General features: G+C 58.4%; 17 protein-coding genes. 15 read left to right on the top strand and 2 right to left on the bottom strand.

Annotated elements, in window-relative coordinates:
- Positions 1-9: 9 nt before the first annotated feature.
- The 9 genes from dxr to lpxB all read left to right on the top strand — a co-directional run bounded on the left by dxr (position 10) and on the right by lpxB (position 9111).
- The gene (gene dxr, locus E5180_RS04635) at positions 10-1182 is read left to right on the top strand and encodes a 1-deoxy-D-xylulose-5-phosphate reductoisomerase (RefSeq protein WP_138923366.1); all 1173 of its coding nucleotides are present in this window, start codon (positions 10-12) and stop codon (positions 1180-1182) included.
- Positions 1183-1186: 4 nt separating this feature from the next.
- The gene (gene rseP, locus E5180_RS04630) at positions 1187-2539 is read left to right on the top strand and encodes an RIP metalloprotease RseP (protein ID WP_138923365.1); all 1353 of its coding nucleotides are present in this window, start codon (positions 1187-1189) and stop codon (positions 2537-2539) included.
- Positions 2540-2659: 120 nt separating this feature from the next.
- On the top strand, positions 2660-2782 hold the full coding sequence (locus E5180_RS15995; protein WP_302664657.1) for a hypothetical protein: 123 nt from the start codon (positions 2660-2662) through the stop codon (positions 2780-2782).
- A 251-nt stretch (positions 2783-3033) separates the two neighbouring features.
- Positions 3034-5304, top strand: coding sequence for an outer membrane protein assembly factor BamA (gene bamA / locus E5180_RS04625; protein ID WP_138923364.1), 2271 nt, complete (start codon positions 3034-3036; stop codon positions 5302-5304).
- Between the two features lie 7 nt (positions 5305-5311).
- Positions 5312-5863: an OmpH family outer membrane protein gene (locus E5180_RS04620; RefSeq protein WP_138923363.1), complete on the top strand. Its 552-nt coding sequence runs from the start codon at positions 5312-5314 to the stop codon at positions 5861-5863.
- 68 nt (positions 5864-5931) lie between these two features.
- Entirely contained in the window at positions 5932-6390 is a 459-nt protein-coding gene (gene fabZ, locus E5180_RS04615; protein WP_138923362.1) for a 3-hydroxyacyl-ACP dehydratase FabZ, read from the top strand.
- A complete protein-coding gene (lpxA, locus tag E5180_RS04610; RefSeq protein WP_138923361.1) occupies positions 6390-7172 on the top strand; it encodes an acyl-ACP--UDP-N-acetylglucosamine O-acyltransferase in 783 nt (260 codons plus the stop codon). The genes fabZ and lpxA overlap by 1 nt, the downstream gene beginning before the upstream one ends.
- Positions 7172-7963 (top strand): LpxI family protein, encoded by a 792-nt coding sequence (locus E5180_RS04605; RefSeq protein WP_138923360.1) that lies wholly within the window; start codon positions 7172-7174, stop codon positions 7961-7963. Before lpxA ends, E5180_RS04605 begins: the two co-directional genes overlap by 1 nt.
- Positions 7960-9111 carry a lipid-A-disaccharide synthase gene (lpxB, locus tag E5180_RS04600; protein WP_138923359.1) on the top strand — a complete coding sequence of 384 codons (1152 nt, stop codon included), beginning with the start codon at positions 7960-7962 and terminating at the stop codon, positions 9109-9111. The genes E5180_RS04605 and lpxB overlap by 4 nt, the downstream gene beginning before the upstream one ends.
- Positions 9112-9255: 144 nt before the next feature.
- Here the strand turns inward: lpxB and mnmA are convergent, their stop codons facing one another.
- Positions 9256-10398: a tRNA 2-thiouridine(34) synthase MnmA gene (gene mnmA, locus E5180_RS04595; protein WP_138923358.1), complete on the bottom strand. Its 1143-nt coding sequence runs from the start codon at positions 10396-10398 to the stop codon at positions 9256-9258.
- Positions 10399-10546: 148 nt separating this feature from the next.
- On the opposite strand from mnmA, the gene sciP reads away from it, so the two are divergent.
- The 5 genes from sciP (at position 10547) to E5180_RS15990 (ending at position 16167) form a co-directional block, all read left to right on the top strand.
- Positions 10547-10831, top strand: a complete 285-nt coding sequence (gene sciP / locus E5180_RS04590) for a CtrA inhibitor SciP (RefSeq protein WP_138923357.1) — start codon at positions 10547-10549, stop codon at positions 10829-10831.
- Positions 10832-10927: 96 nt separating this feature from the next.
- Positions 10928-11647, top strand: a complete 720-nt coding sequence (gene ctrA, locus E5180_RS04585; protein WP_138923356.1) for a response regulator transcription factor CtrA — start codon at positions 10928-10930, stop codon at positions 11645-11647.
- 85 nt (positions 11648-11732) lie between these two features.
- The gene (gene ligA / locus E5180_RS04580) at positions 11733-13853 is read left to right on the top strand and encodes an NAD-dependent DNA ligase LigA (RefSeq protein ID WP_138923355.1); all 2121 of its coding nucleotides are present in this window, start codon (positions 11733-11735) and stop codon (positions 13851-13853) included.
- Positions 13850-15940 (top strand): ATP-dependent DNA helicase RecG, encoded by a 2091-nt coding sequence (recG, locus tag E5180_RS04575; protein WP_138923354.1) that lies wholly within the window; start codon positions 13850-13852, stop codon positions 15938-15940. The genes ligA and recG overlap by 4 nt, the downstream gene beginning before the upstream one ends.
- 98 nt (positions 15941-16038) lie before the next feature.
- On the top strand, positions 16039-16167 hold the full coding sequence (locus E5180_RS15990) for a hypothetical protein (RefSeq protein WP_302664656.1): 129 nt from the start codon (positions 16039-16041) through the stop codon (positions 16165-16167).
- Positions 16168-16437: 270 nt separating this feature from the next.
- On the opposite strand, the gene E5180_RS04570 is transcribed toward E5180_RS15990, so the two are convergent.
- Positions 16438-16893 (bottom strand): iron-sulfur cluster assembly scaffold protein, encoded by a 456-nt coding sequence (locus E5180_RS04570; RefSeq protein WP_138923353.1) that lies wholly within the window; start codon positions 16891-16893, stop codon positions 16438-16440.
- A gap of 75 nt (positions 16894-16968) precedes the next feature.
- Here E5180_RS04570 and hisI point away from each other — a divergent pair, with 75 nt between their 5' ends.
- Entirely contained in the window at positions 16969-17334 is a 366-nt protein-coding gene (gene hisI / locus E5180_RS04565) for a phosphoribosyl-AMP cyclohydrolase (protein ID WP_138923352.1), read from the top strand.
- Positions 17335-17337 lie beyond the last annotated feature (3 nt).

The raw sequence follows: 17337 nt of genomic DNA, 5'->3' as shown, positions 1-17337 counted from the left end.
CCGTACCGCATGAAGAAGATTAGCATTTTCGGGGCTACGGGCTCTATCGGGCAGAACACCATTGATCTGATCGCGCGTGCGCCCGATACCTATGATGTCGTGGCACTGACGGGGGCAAACAACATTGCGCAACTGGCACAGGATGCGCAGCGGTTGAACGCGAAAATTGCGGTCACTGCCCATGACCACCTTTTGGAAGACCTGCGCGACGCACTGGCTGGCACCGGGATAGAGGCCGCCGCCGGGACCCAAGCGATCAACGAGGCCGCCACACGACCCGCCGATTGGGTTATGTCTGCAATCATCGGTGCCGCCGGACTTGCACCAGGGGTCGCCGCGCTGAAGCAAGGCGCGACACTGGCATTGGCCAACAAGGAATCACTGGTCTGTGCGGGTCAGCTGATGCTGGAAACCGCTGCTGCGCACGGCGCGACCATGCTGCCGGTGGATAGCGAACATTCCGCAGTCTTTCAGGCCTTGATTGGCGAGGACATGGCCGCGGTCGAGCGGATCATCATCACCGCCAGCGGGGGTGCCTTCCGCGACTGGCCGTTGGAAAAGCTCGTTGATGCGACGCTTGAGCAAGCGTCGAGGCATCCGAATTGGGATATGGGGCAGCGGATCACGATCGACAGTGCATCCATGTTTAACAAGGCCATGGAAGTTATTGAAACGCGTGAATATTTCCGCGTTTCACCGGACCAGATCGAAGTCTTGGTGCATCCGCAGTCAATGATCCATGCACTTGTGGGGTTTAACGACGGCGCATTGATGGCACATATCGGCCCGCCCGACATGCGCCACGCCATCGGTTTTGCCCTGCACCACCCGAGCCGCACACATTTGCCGGTCGAGCGGCTGGACCTTGCCAAAATCGGCAGTTTTGAATTCCGTGCGCCCGATGACGTCCGCTGGCCCGCTTTGCGCCTAGCGCGGGAAGTGATGGCGCGCGGCGGGATGGCCGGTGCGGTGTTCAACGCCGCCAAAGAGGTGGCGCTGGATGGCTTCGTAGACGGTAAACTGCGTTTTCCGCAAATGGCCCAGATCGTCGAAGACACAATGGAAACACTTTTCCCTGACAATGGGGTGATCGACGCGGCCATCACTCTTGATAACGTGGCCCAAGTGGACCATCTGGCAAGACAGGCCGCGTGGGCCGCAATAACAAAAAGGGCAGGGTAGAGTTTTGGATATTTTCGCATTGATTCCGCAGTTTGGCGGGCTGATCTGGACGCTTCTGGCCTTTGTTATTGCCCTGTCGGTTATCGTCGCGATCCATGAATACGGCCATTATATCGTTGGTCGCTGGTCTGGTATCCATGCCGACGTCTTCTCTCTCGGGTTCGGGCCGGTGCTGTATAGTCGCGTCGATAAACGCGGCACACGCTGGCAGATCGCGGCGCTGCCCTTTGGTGGATACGTAAAGTTTGCCGGGGATGCGGATGCTGCATCGGGCAAGGACGTCGCCGCAATGGAAGCGGCCGAGACCGACCCCAAGCGTTTGCGCGCAACCATGCATGGCGCGCCGTTGTGGGCCCGTGCAGCAACCGTTGCGGCGGGGCCGGTGTTCAACTTTGCGTTGTCCATTCTGGTATTTGCAGCCATCGGGCTGTCGGTGGGCGTGCCTCGCGACCCCATGACCGTCGGTGAATTGCACCCTCTACCGTTTGAACAAAATGAACTGGCCTCGGGCGACGAGATTGTCTCTATCGGGGGGGTGACCTTGCCGCCGGTGACAGACGCGACCGCCTATGCCGAAGCCTTTGCCAGCATCCCGCTCAACCAGCCGCTGCTTTATGAGGTCAACCGCGAGGGCGCGGTGGTGACAGTGGATGGTCCCTATGTCATGCCGTCACTGATCAAGCAGGTCATGCCACAATCCGCCGCCTACGAGGCTGGCCTGAAAAGCGGCGACGTGATCACATCGGTCGACGGGGCCGAGATTTTCGCGTTCCGCCAGTTGAAGACCGCGGTTGAGGCATCCGACGGCGCTCCGCTCGCACTCGACATCTGGCGCGATGGCCAAATGCTCGACATCACCCTGCGTCCCAAAGTGACGGACGAGCCCCAACCCGACGGCAGCTTTAAGTCACAGATGCGCATTGGCATCGTCGGTGGCACCGCCTTTGATACAGCCACCACCAATCCCGGCGTCCTTTCAGCACTTTGGGGCGGGGTGGAAAACACGGGCCGGATCATCAACGGGTCGCTGTCGGGCCTCAAGCATATGATTGTGGGAAATATCAGCACCTGTAATCTCAGCGGGCCGGTAGGCATTGCGCAAACATCGGGGGCGATGGCATCGCAAGGTGCGCAAAGCTTTATCTATTTCATCGCAGTGCTCTCGACGGCAGTGGGGTTGCTGAACCTCTTTCCGATCCCTGCGTTGGACGGGGGGCATCTGGTGTTTTATGCCTATGAGGCTGTGACCGGCAAACCGCCAAGCGATGGCGCGCTGCGTGTGCTCATGACCATTGGTTTGACACTGGTGCTTGGGCTGATGGTATTCGCATTGGGTAATGACCTGTTCTGCCCGTAAGCGATAATTCGCCGATTTGCGGGGCCAAATGTAGCAAAAATCTTACTTTTGCCACATTTGGCCCAAGCTGCGCCGTAATTCTCTGCCAACTTTTGCCTTAGGGTAACGAGGGGTAAGATTATGATGACACTTAAAACAAACTATCGCGGACTGAGCTTGTTGATGGACCTGAACTGGGACCGCGCTTTGTATTTCGGATTTTTGTTGATTGCGCTGACCGCAGGCGCATGGATCGGCGCATAAGGCGTTTTAAAACGCGCTGCTGATGTGCCCCGCCGCACTGTATCGTGATTAAATAGGCCGTCGGACACTCTATATAGGTGTCTGGCGGCCTCTTCGTTTTGACAATGGGTCTTAATCTGTCTAGTCAGTACGAAAGAGTTTTTTGACAGCGGGTAGGGCAGATGATGCACAACGACAAGTGGAATAAACCCACTGATACAGCGGTTTTCACTCCTTTTGCGAAATCCCTTCGGGGTGCTTCGTTTTGCGTAATGTTATCAGTCGCTTGGCTGGTGCCGGCGCCACATGCTGATGCACAGAGCTATCAGTTCAACACAGTTAAGATCGACGGCAACGAACGTATCGGTGACAGCGCCATTCTTGGTCAGGCCGGAATCGCACGCGGACGCGCCATTAGCGCGGGTGAATTGAACGACGCCTATCAGAAATTGCAGGCGTCCGGCTTGTTCGAAAGCGTCGCCATCGAACCTCGGGGCGGAACACTGGTCATCACCGTGGTCGAATTCCCCACGATCAACCGCATCAGCTTTGAAGGCAACGCGCGTATTGACGATGAAGCGCTGGCATCGGTTGTCGATTCAGACGAACGCCGTGTGTTCAATCCGACCCAAGCGGAAAAAGACGCAAACGCCATTGCCCAAGCCTATAACAACGACGGCCGCATCGCCGCCCGTGTTCAGCCCAAGGTCATCAAGCGCGACCAGAACCGCGTCGATCTGGTTTTCGAAGTCTTCGAAGGTGACAACGTCGAGATCGAACGTCTTAGCTTTGTTGGGAACCGCGAGTATTCCGACCGGCGTCTGCGCCGTGTTCTGGGGACCAAGCAGGCCGGCCTTTTCCGTCGACTGATTAAACGTGATACATTCGTTCCCGAACGCATCGAAGCTGACCGCCAGATGCTGCGTGATTTCTATCTGTCGCGCGGCTATGTCGATATGCGTATCGCCGCGGCGAACGCGCAGCTTACCCAAGAGCGTGACGGGTATTTCGTACAGTTCAATGTCCAAGAGGGGCAGCAGTTCAAGTTTGGCGAACTCACCGTCACCTCGACAATCAATGGCGTGAATGCGGATGATTACCGTGGTGTGGTCAAAACCAAGTCGGGTGCCGTTTATTCTCCGTCGCTGGTGGAAACCGACATCGCGCGGATGGAACGCAAAGCCATTCGTGATGGCGTCGACTTCCTCCGTGTCGAACCTGTGATCACCCGCAACGATCGCGATCTGACGCTGAATGTGGAATACCGCATTTCACGGGGTCCGCGCGTTTTTGTTGAACGGATCGATATCGAAGGCAACACCACCACGCTTGACCGTGTTATTCGGCGGCAGTTTGACAGCGTTGAGGGCGACCCGTTCAACCCACGCGAGATTCGTGAAAGCGCCGAGCGTATCCGTGCCCTTGGCTATTTCGAAGGTGCCGAAGTCAACGCCCGCGAGGGGTCTTCCCCCGAACAGGTCGTTGTCGATGTTAATGTCGTTGAGCAGCCTACAGGCTCGCTGAATTTCGGTGGTTCCTTCTCGTCCAGCGACGGCATCGGTATCGCGGTTAGCTTTGCCGAGGATAACTTCCTTGGGCGCGGCCAAAAACTGAAGCTCACGGTAAGCACCGCCGAAGACGCGCAACGCTATGGGTTCAACTTTGTAGAACCCAGCCTGCTGGGGCGGGACGTCGCATTCGGGCTGAACCTCGATTATGCTGAAACCAGCTCGTCCTATAGCTCGTTTGACACAAAGCGTATCGTTCTGCAGCCGACGCTGTCTTTCCCCGTTAGTGAAAACGGGCGCTTGGGGCTCAACTATACCTACGACGACCTCGAGATGTCAGAGCGCGACGATACCACTACCGGTTTTGTTGTTGCGAATGACATTGCTGCGGGCCGTCAGGTGACGTCTTCGGTCGGCTACAACTATAGCTATGATACCCGTCGCGCTGGTTTGGACCCGACCTCGGGCGTTTTGCTACAGTTCGGTCAGGATTTCGCTGGTATCGGTGGTGACACCAAGTTTGTAAAAACCACGGCCAAGGCCATCGGCGAGAAACGTATCTTTAACGAAGAGGTGACATTGCGCGCCACGTTGCAAGGTGGCGCACTGGCATGGAGCGAAGGCAACAACCGCGTGTCAGACCGTTTTGTGATTGGTCCGTCGATCATGCGTGGTTTTGAAACAGGTGGCATCGGCCCGCGTGATCAAAGCAACGGGTCGGACGACTCCCTTGGTGGTAACCTTTTTGTCGTTGGCAGCTTGGAGGCGGAATTCCCACTGGGTCTGCCCGAGGAATACGGCATCAGCGGCGGCGTTTTCTATGATGTGGGCAATGTCTGGAACCTGGATGATGTAGAGATCCCTACAGGGTCGTCTATTGTTGGTGAATCAGGGTCGTTCCGCCATGTGATCGGGGTCTCGCTCTTTTGGGATACACCTGTCGGTCCTTTGCAATTCAACATGTCTAAAGCGTTGAAAAAAGAAGACTACGACGAAGAACAGAAGTTCGAAGTGACCCTGCGGACTGACTTCTGAGGTCAATATGAAACTGCGGGCACTCTTGATCTGCCTCCTGCCGGTGCTGCCCCTTGGGGCGGTGCCGGTTTTTGCACAGCAACAGGCCGAACGCCGCTTGGTGCAAAGCCCGATCCTGACCATTGATTCCGACCGTGTCTTCACCGAAAGCGCCTTTGGTCTGCGCGTAGCGGATGACGTCGAAACGCAAAGCGCTGAAATCTCAGCCGAAAATCGCTTGATAGAGGCGGATTTGAAGGCCGAAGAACGCAAGCTAACGGACCAGCGTAGCAAGCTCAGTCCCGATGCCTTCAGCGGGCTTGCGGATGCATTTGACGAAAAAGTTCAGAAAACCCGAGCGTCTCAGGCAGCCAAGGGGCGGGCGCTGAATGAGCTGGTCGAGAAAGAGCGACAGGTATTTCTGGCCGCGGCGGGACCGGTGCTGGAACAAATGATGCGCGAAGCAGGGGCCGCTGTGATCCTTGAACGTCGGTCAGTCTTTGTCAGCGCCAACGCCATCGACATCACCGACGAGGCCATCGAACGGCTGGACGCGTCGGTTGGCAGCGGCAAGAACTGATCCCCCCGCTTGCCCATGGCGGCCAGAATTGGTAGCCACAATACAGCTTTTAACAGACAGGACATGCAATGACCGACACCCTGCCAAGTGCCGATATCCAGATGATCCAACGGATCATTCCGCACCGCTATCCCTTTTTGCTGGTCGATAAAGTGGTCGATATCCAAGGCACGCAAAGCGCCGTAGGGATCAAGAACGTCACGATGAACGAACCGCATTTTCAAGGGCATTTTCCCGGTATGCCAATCATGCCTGGCGTCACCATCGTCGAAGCCATGGCGCAGACTGCGGCTGTGATGGTTGGCGTCACGCTCGAAATGGCGGACAAGGACATGAAGGTTTATTTCATGGCCATCGACAAGTGCAAATTCCGCCGCAAGGTCATTCCCGGGGACGTCGTACGGATGGAGTTGACCACCCTGCGCGGCAAGCCCGGTGGCAAGGTCTGGAAGTTCGGCGGCGTCGCGTCGGTCGAGGGTGAGATGGCCGCAGAAGTTGAATTTACAGCGATGATGGACCTGTCCTGATGGGCAATGTCCACCCAAGCGCGGTGATCGAAGAGGGCGCGCAGATTGCGGCCTCTGCCAAGGTTGGTCCGTTCTGCGTGATCGGGTCTCAAGTCGTGCTGCAGGACGACGTGGAGGTGAAATCCCACGCCATCGTCACCGGCAACACGGAAGTTGGTGAAGGCACGGTGATCTTTTCGTTCGCGGTGATCGGCGAGATCCCGCAGGACCTCAAGTTTAAGGGGGAAACCAGCCGGCTGGTGATCGGGAAACGCAACCGGATTCGTGAACATGTCACCATGAATGGCGGGACCGAAGGTGGGGGTGGCCTGACCAAGATCGGCGACGACGGGCTGTTCATGGCAGGCTGTCACATTGCACACGACGCGATCCTTGGGGATCGGGTTATCGTGGTGAACAATGCCGCCGTGGCAGGGCATTGCATCATTGAAGACGACGTACTGATCGGCGGGCTTGCGGGTATCCACCAGTTCGTGCGCATCGGGCGTGGCGCTATTATCGGTGCCGTGACGATGGTGACCAATGACGTGATCCCGTACGGGCTGGTGCAAGCGCCGCGTGGCGTGCTGGACGGGTTGAACCTTGTCGGGCTCAAACGGCGCGGTGTCACCCGCGCGGATATCACAGCGTTGCGGGCGGCGTTTCAGATGCTGGCGCAGGGCGAGGGCACTTTCCACGACCGCGCACGCCGCTTGGGCGAGGAAACCGGCAGCGATTACGTGCGCGAGATCGTCGACTTCGTTCTCGCCGACACAGGTCGCCATTTTCTGACGCCGGGTTGATGCTGGCGCTGATCGCAGGGGGCGGCGGACTGCCTCAACGGGTGGTGTCGACGCTGTCCGACGCGCCTTTAGTTTGCGCCTACGAGGGGACAGCGCCGGTGGGGCTGGTCCCCGATCTTGGGTTCCGGCTTGAGACGCTTGGCAGCCTTCTGGTCGAGCTTCGCACGCGCGGCGTCACGCGGGTTTGTTTCTGTGGCGCGATTGCGCGCCCGTCGTTCGATCCGTCAAAGCTCGATGCCGCGACGCTGCCTTTGGTGCCGGTGTTCCAAAAGGCGCTTGCCGCTGGTGATGACGGAGCTTTGCGCGCCTTAGTTGATATTTTCGAGACAGCGGGCTTTGCCGTTGTGGCCGCACATGAACTTGTGCCCGACCTGATGGCGCGTGAAGGCGTGTACAGCCAGCGTCAGCCGGATGCGCAAATGAGCGACGACGCAGCCCGCGGAGCCGCGTTGGTGCATTGCCTCGCCCCGATGGACGTTGGCCAATGTTGCGTCATCGGCCAAGGGCAGGTCATGGGCATAGAGGCGATCGGCGGAACCGATCACCTGCTGTCTACGTTGCCCACACGCGCGCGTGGCGTTGATGCAATCCTGTTCAAAGGACCGAAACCGGGCCAGAGCCATCTGGTTGATATGCCAACCATCGGCCCCGATACGCTGCGCCGCGCCCATGAGGCAGGGCTGTCAGGGGTCGTGATCGAAGCCGGTGCCGTGATCGTGCTTGAACCCGAGGCCTGCGCGGATCTGGCAGGTGAATTGAATCTCGTGCTATGGGCTAGGACCGCAGGATGAAGGTGTTTATCGTCGCGGGTGAACCGTCGGGCGACCGTCTGGGGGGCGCGTTGATGGCGGGACTGAAGTCGCTGCGCCCTGACATCACATTCGAAGGGATCGGTGGGACGGATATGGCGGCCGAGGGGCTGACCAGCCGTTTCGACATGTCGGAACTGTCGGTCATGGGGATCGCCGAGATTTTGCCCAAGTACAGATCACTGATGGCACGGATCAACGAGACGGCGCAGGCCGTCGTGGACGCCAAGCCCGATGTGATGATCACCATCGACAGCCCCGATTTCTCGCTCCGCGTGGCCAAGCGGGTCAAGGCCGTGTCGACTATCCGCACCGTGCATTACGTAGCTCCGACGGTCTGGGCATGGCGCCCCGGTCGGGCCAAAAAGATGGCACAGTTTATTGATCATGTGCTGGCGCTTTTCCCCTTTGAGCCCCCGTTGATGGAGGCCGAAGGCATGGCCTGTGATTTCGTCGGTCATCCGGTGGTCGGAGAAAAAATCGCATCCCATCGTGAAGCCGCCGCATTCCGGCAGGCCCATGAGATTGGTGACGCCCCCCTGCTTTTGGTGCTGCCGGGCTCGCGTCGGTCAGAGGTGGCGCGGCTGTCGGACGTCTTTGGCGAGGCCGTCGCGGGCTTTGCCAAAACGCATCCCGAAGCACGGGTCGTCATTCCAGCAGCAGGTCCTGTCGCCGAAGCGGTGATCGCACAGACCAAAGACTGGACCGTGCGCCCCATCGTCCTTGACCCGCGCGTAGGGACGCGTGCAGACAATGTAGCGATGAAACGCGCAGCCTTTGCTGCGGCCGATATCGCGTTAGCGGCCTCTGGCACTGTCTCGCTGGAACTGGCGGCGGCGTCTTTGCCCATGGTGATCGCCTATCGCATGAACTGGCTCAGCTTCCGTCTGATCAAGGCGATGGCGCTGATTGATACTGTAACGCTGGTGAACCTCGTCTCTGACACGCGGGTGGTGCCAGAATTTTTAGGCCCCGATTGCACGCCACAAAAGATCGCCGGCGGTTTGGAGCATGTCTTTGCCCATCCCGAAGAACAAAAAGACGCTATGGCCCTGACGATGGAGCGCCTTGGAAAGGGCGGCGACGCACCTGGCCTGCGTGCAGCGCGAGCGGTTCTGTCGCGTTTGTAGGTATCCACCTTATTGTCGTTGAAAGAGGGGCGCTGCCCCTCGAACGCGCGACGTAAATGAGAGGCGCTGCCCCTCAAACTCACGACATAAATGAGGGGCTCCGCCCCTCAAACTCCCCGGGATTTTAAACCATTTGGAAGCGGTTCAGCCCTTGTGGATCCAGCCGCCGCCGAAAATACGGGTGCTTTCGGGGTCGTAGAACACACAGGCCTGACCGGGGGAAATTCCTTCCTCGGGCGTGAGCAGCTCTACCGTTGCTTCGGTGTCGGAGATGGGGCGCAGAATTGCATCAATGGGCGGGCGCGTGGAGCGGACACGCACGGCAATAGGCCATTCGGCCTGTGACATTAACGGGGTTTCGCCCAGCCAGTTGATCTCTCTTACAGGGACTGTACGGGTGGCCAACATCGATTTCGGCCCCACGATGACCTGCGCTTTATCGGCGTCAAGTTTTACGACATAAAGCGGATCGGCCAGCCCGCCGATACCAAGACCGCGGCGCTGCCCGATGGTGTAATTAATCACGCCATCATGCCGGGCAAGTACATTGCCCTCGGTATCGACAATATCACCGGGATTGGCCGCTTCGGGGCGCAGCTTGCGGATCACCGACGCGTAATCGCCATTTGGGACAAAGCAGATATCCTGGCTGTCCGGTTTGTCCGCAACGCTGAGGCCGTATTTCGCGGCAAGCGCTCGTGTGTCGTTCTTGGAGGGAAGGTGCCCCAGGGGAAAGCGCAAATAGTCGAGCTGTTCGGGCGTGGTGGAGAACAAAAAGTAGCTTTGATCCCGGTTGGCATCAGCCGCACAATGAAGCTCGGCCCCGTCGGGGCCCATTTTGCGTTGGATGTAGTGACCTGTGGCCATGCAATCGGCGTCCAGATCTTTGGCTGTTTCCAGCAGATCCTTGAACTTGACCCGTTCGTTGCAGCGAATGCAGGGTACCGGCGTGGCCCCCCCCAGATAGCTGTCGGCGAATTCGTCGATCACCGCATCCTTGAACACATTTTCATAGTCGAGCACGTAATGTGGGAAGCCCATTGCTTCTGCGACGCGCCGCGCATCATGGATGTCGATCCCGGCACAGCAGGCCCCTTTGCGCGCCAGTGCGGCACCGTGGTCATAAAGCTGTAGCGTGACCCCGACGACATCATAGCCTTCCTCGGCCAGCATCGCGGCAACGACGGAACTATCGACGCCGCCAGACATCGCCACAACGACGCGGGTGTCGGCAGGGGCTTTTGCAAAGCCCAAAGAATTGAGCGGCGGGGTGCGGTCAAGCGGCATGGTCATACTCCGGGAGGTTTGAGGCTTAATATAGGAAAATTGACGATACTCTCAAGGGGTGACTTCACCAGTCGTTAACGCGCCGCGACCTAGCCTGCACGCGATATGATCGGTCGCGTGACCGGTGTTGGTAAGGGGTAGAAAGGGAATGATTGTGTATCTGAAGAAAGTGGAACGTCCCAGGGCTGTGACATTGCCCGACGGGTCCAGCTTTAGCCTCGCTGATCTGCCCGATTGCAACACACGCCGCTGGGTGGCATCGCGCAAAGCCGCCGTGGTGCGCGGCGTGCTGTATGGGTTGATCACCGAAGCTGATGCAGAAGAGCGATACGGGGTGGGGCGGGATGAATTTGTGGAATGGGTGCGCGCGGTTTCGGATCATGGGGAAACCGCTTTGCGTGCCACCGCGCTACAAAAGTATAGACAACTTTAAGTTGCCTGATTAACAATTTAAGCACTATTAACGAGTGGTTAAACTTTTTTGGTCACGGTGCATATTACACCCAATTCATATAAGCGGAGTGAGAACATGCGAATACTGCTGGTTGAAGATGACCCAACCACGTCCAAGAGCATCGAGCTGATGCTGACCCATGCCAATCTCAACACCTATACCACCGACCTTGGGGAGGAAGGGATCGATCTGGCAAAACTTTATGACTACGATCTTATCCTGCTTGACCTGGATCTGCCGGACATGAACGGGCACGAGGTCTTGAGGCAATTACGCCTGAGCAAGATAGAGACGCCAATTCTGATCCTCTCGGGCTCTGATGATACGGAAAACAAGATCAAAGGATTTGGCTTTGGCGCGGATGATTATCTAACCAAGCCGTTCCACCGCGAAGAGCTTGTCGCCCGTATTCACGCGATCATCCGTAGGTCAAAAGGCCATTCACAGTCAGTAATTAATGTCGGACGGGTGTCAGTCAACCTTGATGCTAAGTCGGTGACCGTGGCGGGCAAACCGGTCCATCTGACGGGCAAGGAATATCAAATGTTCGAGCTTTTGAGTCTGCGCAAAGGGTCGACGTTGACGAAGGAAATGTTTCTGAACCATCTTTACGGGGGAATGGACGAGCCGGAGCTGAAAATCATCGATGTTTTTATCTGCAAATTGCGAAAAAAGCTGAACATCGCGACCGGAGGAGAAAACTATATCGAGACGGTCTGGGGCCGTGGCTATGTGCTGCGTGATCCGATCAGCATGGGCTTCCCCGAACCGGAGAGATTGGCGGTTGGCGGCTAGCCACTCAAGCTAGGGAAATAATGTAGACGTCGGGTGGCTCCCTGCGTATCTAGCCCTCAGTCGAAACAGTAGGCTGGGGCAAACCGTGACTGATAAAACCGCACTTCAGGATCTCTCTCAGGAGGATGCAAAGGCCGAATTGGCGCGGCTGGCTGACCTGCTAAGCCGTGCGAATAAGGCGTATCACGCGCAGGATGCGCCAGATCTGTCGGACGCGGAATACGACCGCCTGAAGCTGCGGAATAAGGCGATCGAAGACCGTTTTCCTGTTTTGAAACGCGCCGACAGCCCCAGCGACAAGGTTGGTGCTGCCCCGGCGGAAGGGTTCAGCAAGCTCCGGCATGACGTGGCGATGCTGTCCTTGGGGAATGCGTTCGAAGATGATGACGTTGTCGATTTCAACGCGCGCATTCGTAAGTATTTGGGGCTACCGGCGGGGGTGCCATTGGCATTTACCGCCGAGCCAAAGATTGACGGGCTCTCGCTGTCGTTGCGCTATGAGAAGGGCGATCTGGTTCAGGCTGCCACGCGCGGCGACGGTGCGGTGGGGGAAAATGTCACCGCGAATGCGCGCACGATTGGCACAATCCCGACACGGATCGAGGGCGCACCGGATCTGTTTGAGGTGCGCGGCGAAGTCTATATGCGGCACGATGACTTTGAGGCGCTGAACGCCCGCCAGACTGCAAATGGCGGTAAGGTATTCGCCAACCCACGCAACGCTGCCGCAGGGTCTTTGCGTCAGCTGGATGCTGAAATTACCCGCGCGCGGCCATTGGCCTTTTTTGCCTATGCATGGGGTGCGTTGTCTGAACCGCTGGCCGAAACGCAGTATCAGGCGATCGCGCGACTGAAAGAATTCGGATTTGACACCAACCCCCTGACCACCCTGTGCGACGGTCCGCAAGCGATGATCGCCCACTACCGCAAGATTGAAGAGCGACGTGCGACGCTAGGCTATGATATCGATGGCGTGGTCTACAAGGTGAATGACCTTGCCCTGCAAGATCGGCTTGGCTTTCGATCAACAACCCCCCGTTGGGCGATTGCGCATAAATTCCCGGCCGAACTTGCTTGGACCCGGCTCGAGGATATCACCATTCAGGTCGGGCGCACTGGTGCGCTGTCGCCCGTGGCCAGATTACAGCCTGTGACGGTGGGAGGTGTCGTCGTGTCGAACGCGACGCTTCACAACGAGGATTACATCAAAGGGCTGGACAGCAAAGGGGCCACTATACGCGAAGGTAAAGACGTGCGCATCGGCGATTGGGTGCAGGTGTACCGCGCAGGCGATGTGATCCCCAAGATCGCAGATGTGGACCTATCCAAACGACCCGAAGACGCCGACCCTTTCGTATACCCCACACGTTGCCCCGAATGCGGCAGTGACGCCATACGCGAAGAAGGCGACGCCGTCCGGCGTTGTACGGGCGGCCTGATTTGCCCGGCGCAAGCGGTTGAAAAGCTGAAACATTTCGTCTCGCGGGGGGCCTTTGACATTGACGGCTTGGGCGCGAAACAGGTCGAACAGTTCCATACCGACGGCTGGGTCGCAGAGCCCGCGGATATTTTCACGCTGAAGTCCCGCTTTGGAAGCGGCATGCAGCAGTTGAAAAACCGCGACGGCTGGGGTGAAAAATCTGCTGACAAGCTGTTCCAAGCCATTGACGATAAGCGGAAAATTCCGCTGTCCCGCGTGATCTTTGCGCTTGGTATCCGACACGTGGGGGAAGCGGCCTCTAATCTCATCGCACAACATTACGGCAGCTGGACAGCGTTCGAGCGCGCGATGGAGCAGGCCAAAACAGGTGACGGGCCCGCTTGGAACGATCTGATCGGAATCGATGGGGTCGGCAAAGTGATGGCGCAATCTTTGGTCAACACTTTCGCCCAAGAGGCCGAGCGCGCATCGATCGACCGTTTGGTCGCAGAACTCTCGGTGCAGGATGTGGCGCGCCCTGATACTGACGGATCGCCTGTGGCGGGCAAAATCGTCGTCTTTACCGGCACGCTGGAAAAAATGACCCGCGCAGAGGCCAAGGCGCGGGCGGAACGGCTCGGGGCCAAGGTCTCGGGTTCTGTCAGCGCCAAAACCGATATTCTGGTGGCGGGCCCTGGGGCCGGGTCCAAAGCGAAAAAGGCCGCTGATCTAGGCGTTCAGACGATGGATGAGGACGGCTGGCTTGCGCTGATCGCAGACGCATGACGGGCCGCCCCGAAGCGCTGTTCCCTTTATTTTCCAAGCTGGAAACGCTTGAGGGGGTCGGGCCGAAAACCGCGCAGAACTTCGCCCATCTTGGCGTGATGGCACCGCGTGACCTGTTGTTTACGTTGCCCTATTCCGGCATCGACCGGCGGCTCCAAGGCTCGGTTCAAGATGCGATCCTGCCCACGACGGTGACGGTCGCTGTTACCGTTGGGGCGCACCGCGCGCCCGCGAATAAAGGCGGTGCCTACCGTATTCATGTCGAGGACAGCGCCACCGCCTTTCAGCTGGTTTTTTTCCATGCCCGTGGGGATTACTGGAAGCGGCAGATGCCCGAAGGGTCGCGCCGTATCGTGTCGGGACGGGTCGAGCTCTTTGATGGCATCCCCCAGATGGTCCACCCTGATTTCGTCGTTCCCGAAGCAGAGGCGGACGATATTCCGACGTTTGAACCGGTGTACCCGCTGACCAGCGGGATTACGCAAAAGCTGATGTACAAAGCCACCCGTGCCGCGCTGTCGCGTGCGCCAGAGGTTGGCGAATGGATTGATCACAATCAGAAAAAACAAGAAGACTGGCCCGATTTCGCCGACGCCCTGCAGCAGGCCCATGCGCCGGGCGACATGGCCGATCTGTCTTCTGCCGCGCCGGCACGGGCGCGGTTGGCCTATGATGAATTGCTGGCCCATCAACTGACGCTCGCCCTCGCGCGGGCCAAAGACCGGCGTAAGGCCGGGCGCGAAACGATTGGCAACGGCACGCTTCAGCAGCGCGTGCTAAAGGCGTTGCCCTATGCACCGACCAGTGCGCAGACCCGCGCCATTGGCGAGATCACAAGCGACATGGCCAGCGGTACGCGGATGAACCGTTTGCTTCAGGGGGACGTGGGGGCGGGCAAGACGTTGGTTGCGTTCATGGCGCTTTTGCGCGCGGTCGAGGCGGGCGGACAGGGTGTCCTGATGGCACCGACGGAAATCCTTGCACGTCAACACCTTGAAGGGCTGCAACCCCTGGCGGGACAAGCGGGTGTCGTGCTTGAACTGTTGACGGGGCGCGACAAGGGGGCAGAACGACGGGCGAAGCTTGCTGCGTTGGAAAATGGCGCGATCCAGATCCTGGTCGGCACTCATGCGGTGTTTCAAGCGGACGTCGCCTTTGGTGATCTGCGGCTGGCAGTGGTCGATGAACAGCATCGGTTCGGGGTGCGCCAGCGGCTTGAGCTTGGTAAAAAGGGGCAGGCGGTCGATGTTTTGGTAATGACAGCCACGCCGATTCCGCGGTCGCTGGCTCTGGCGCAATACGGCGATATGGATGTCTCTGTGCTGGACGAAAAGCCGCCCGGCCGGAAACCAATCCGCACAGCACTGATCGCGACCGACCGCATGGAAGAGGTCGTCACCCGCCTGCGCGCGGCGATAAGCGAGGGGCGACAGTGCTATTGGGTGTGTCCGCTGGTCGAAGAGAGCGAGGTCAGCGATTTGATCGCTGCCGAGGCGCGATTCAAGCACCTGCGCGCGGCCTTGGGCGAGGGCGTTGTTGGTTTGGTCCACGGGCAAATGCCCCCTGCGGACAAAGATGCCGCGATGCGCGCCTTTCAGAAGGGCGAGACCAAGCTGCTGGTCGCCACAACAGTGATCGAGGTTGGCGTCGACGTGCCAAACGCAAGCATCATCGTGATTGAACGCGCCGAAAGCTTTGGTCTGGCACAGCTACACCAGTTGCGCGGGCGTGTGGGACGCGGGCAGGCGGCCTCTACCTGTTTGCTGATGTATCAGGCCCCGCTCAGCGAAACCGGCCGTCAGCGGCTCGAGGTTCTGCGTGAAAGTGAGGACGGGTTTGTGATCGCTGAAACCGATCTGAAGATGCGCGGCACCGGCGATCTGATCGGGACGGCGCAATCGGGCGTGCCACGGTTCAGGGTCGCAGACCTAGAGAAACAGGCCGCTCTGATGCAGGTGGCCCAATCAGATGCACGGGCGCTGCTCGCGGTGGACCCTGAATTGACGACCCCGCGCGGTACGGAGGCACGTCTGCTTTTGTGGCTGATGCGGCAGGATGAAGCGATACGTTTAATATCAGTGGGTTAACGCGAAAATCCCATTTTGTTCTCTTTTGTTCTCATAAAGTTCTTTACACAGAGGCGTGAAAATGAGAACAAATAGGCAACGGAAACGGGAGAACGCACATGACCACGATCCTTACAGTCAAAGCCATTGCTAAACGGTCGAAAGACACGCTGTTGCAAGACGCCGCAGGGGCGGCTGCCTTGGTTGTTATCCTCATGGTCGGCCTGCACCTTCCCGCCTTCGTTTGACTTCTGCCTGCGTACCCCGTGTCGTTTTGATCTAGCCCGCGCATCTGTCCCAAACTTTATGCGTTGGCGAAGTCCGCAATATCTTCGTCCCTGTGCCAGAGTTGTCCCCTCTGACGCGGATCAAAACGAGCCTTCACGGTCATCGCATCCTTACGCCGCCATCCTATCGGGATGTGCGGCGTTTTTTTTGGCAGTCATGTAGTGGCAAATGAACGATCAAGGCGCATTAACGGCGCTGCAGCGCCGCGGCCGGTGTCCCTACAGTACAGCTTATCCGTTCTGCGCGACCGTTTGGGTCTGTTCCATCGCTTCGGCCAACGCTTCAATCGTAAGCAGGATCGACGCGTGACGGTTTTTATAAGCGACAGCGGGGGTCAGTACCTCGAACCCGTCAAAGGGCGCATCTGGCACAGGGCCTTTGCCCTTTAGCATCGCCTTCAGCTGGTCACGCGCCGTTTGGATCTGCGCGAGGGAAGCGCCAACTGCCGCAGCCCCAGCCACAGCGGCAGAGGCTTGTCCAAGCGCGCAGGCTTTGACGTCCTGTCTCATTTCGGCCAGCTCTCCGTCTTTGACCACCACGTCGACGGTCACTGTTGATCCGCAAAGGGGCGAACGGCGTGTCACACTGGCGTCTGGTTTGTCCAGGCGGCCCACATGCGGGATATCAGCCGCAAGCCCCAATATCCGCGCTGAATAGAGCTTGATCAGGTCTGTGTCGTCACTCATGGCTGTTCCTTTCCGCCGTTAATCCCTACATAAGCTTCCACGCGGATGATGCAAAAATAAACTGAAGGCTTGGCCATGGACTTTGACACCAGCACCTTGAAATACAACGAAGCAGGGCTGATCCCCGCAATCGCCCAGGATGCGGTTTCGGGCGAGGTATTGATGATGGCCTGGATGAATGCACAGGCCGTAAGCCAGACGCTGGATACCGGGCGCGTCACATACTGGAGCAGGTCACGCCAGTCGTTCTGGATCAAGGGTGACACCAGCGGCCATGTGCAAGAGCTGGTTGAACTGCGCATCGATTGCGACCGCGACTGTTTGCTGGTCAAGGTGAACCAGACCGGCGCGGCGTGTCACACAGGGCGGCGGACCTGTTTTTATACGGTTGTCGAAGACGGCATTGAACGCATCACGCTTGATGTGATGAATGATAAATAGCCT

Source organism: Sulfitobacter sp. BSw21498 (assembly GCF_006064855.1).
In the GTDB taxonomy this organism is placed as follows: domain Bacteria; phylum Pseudomonadota; class Alphaproteobacteria; order Rhodobacterales; family Rhodobacteraceae; genus Sulfitobacter.
Note: the sequence above shows the minus strand (reverse complement) of the source record. Positions and strands in the feature narration are given on the sequence as shown.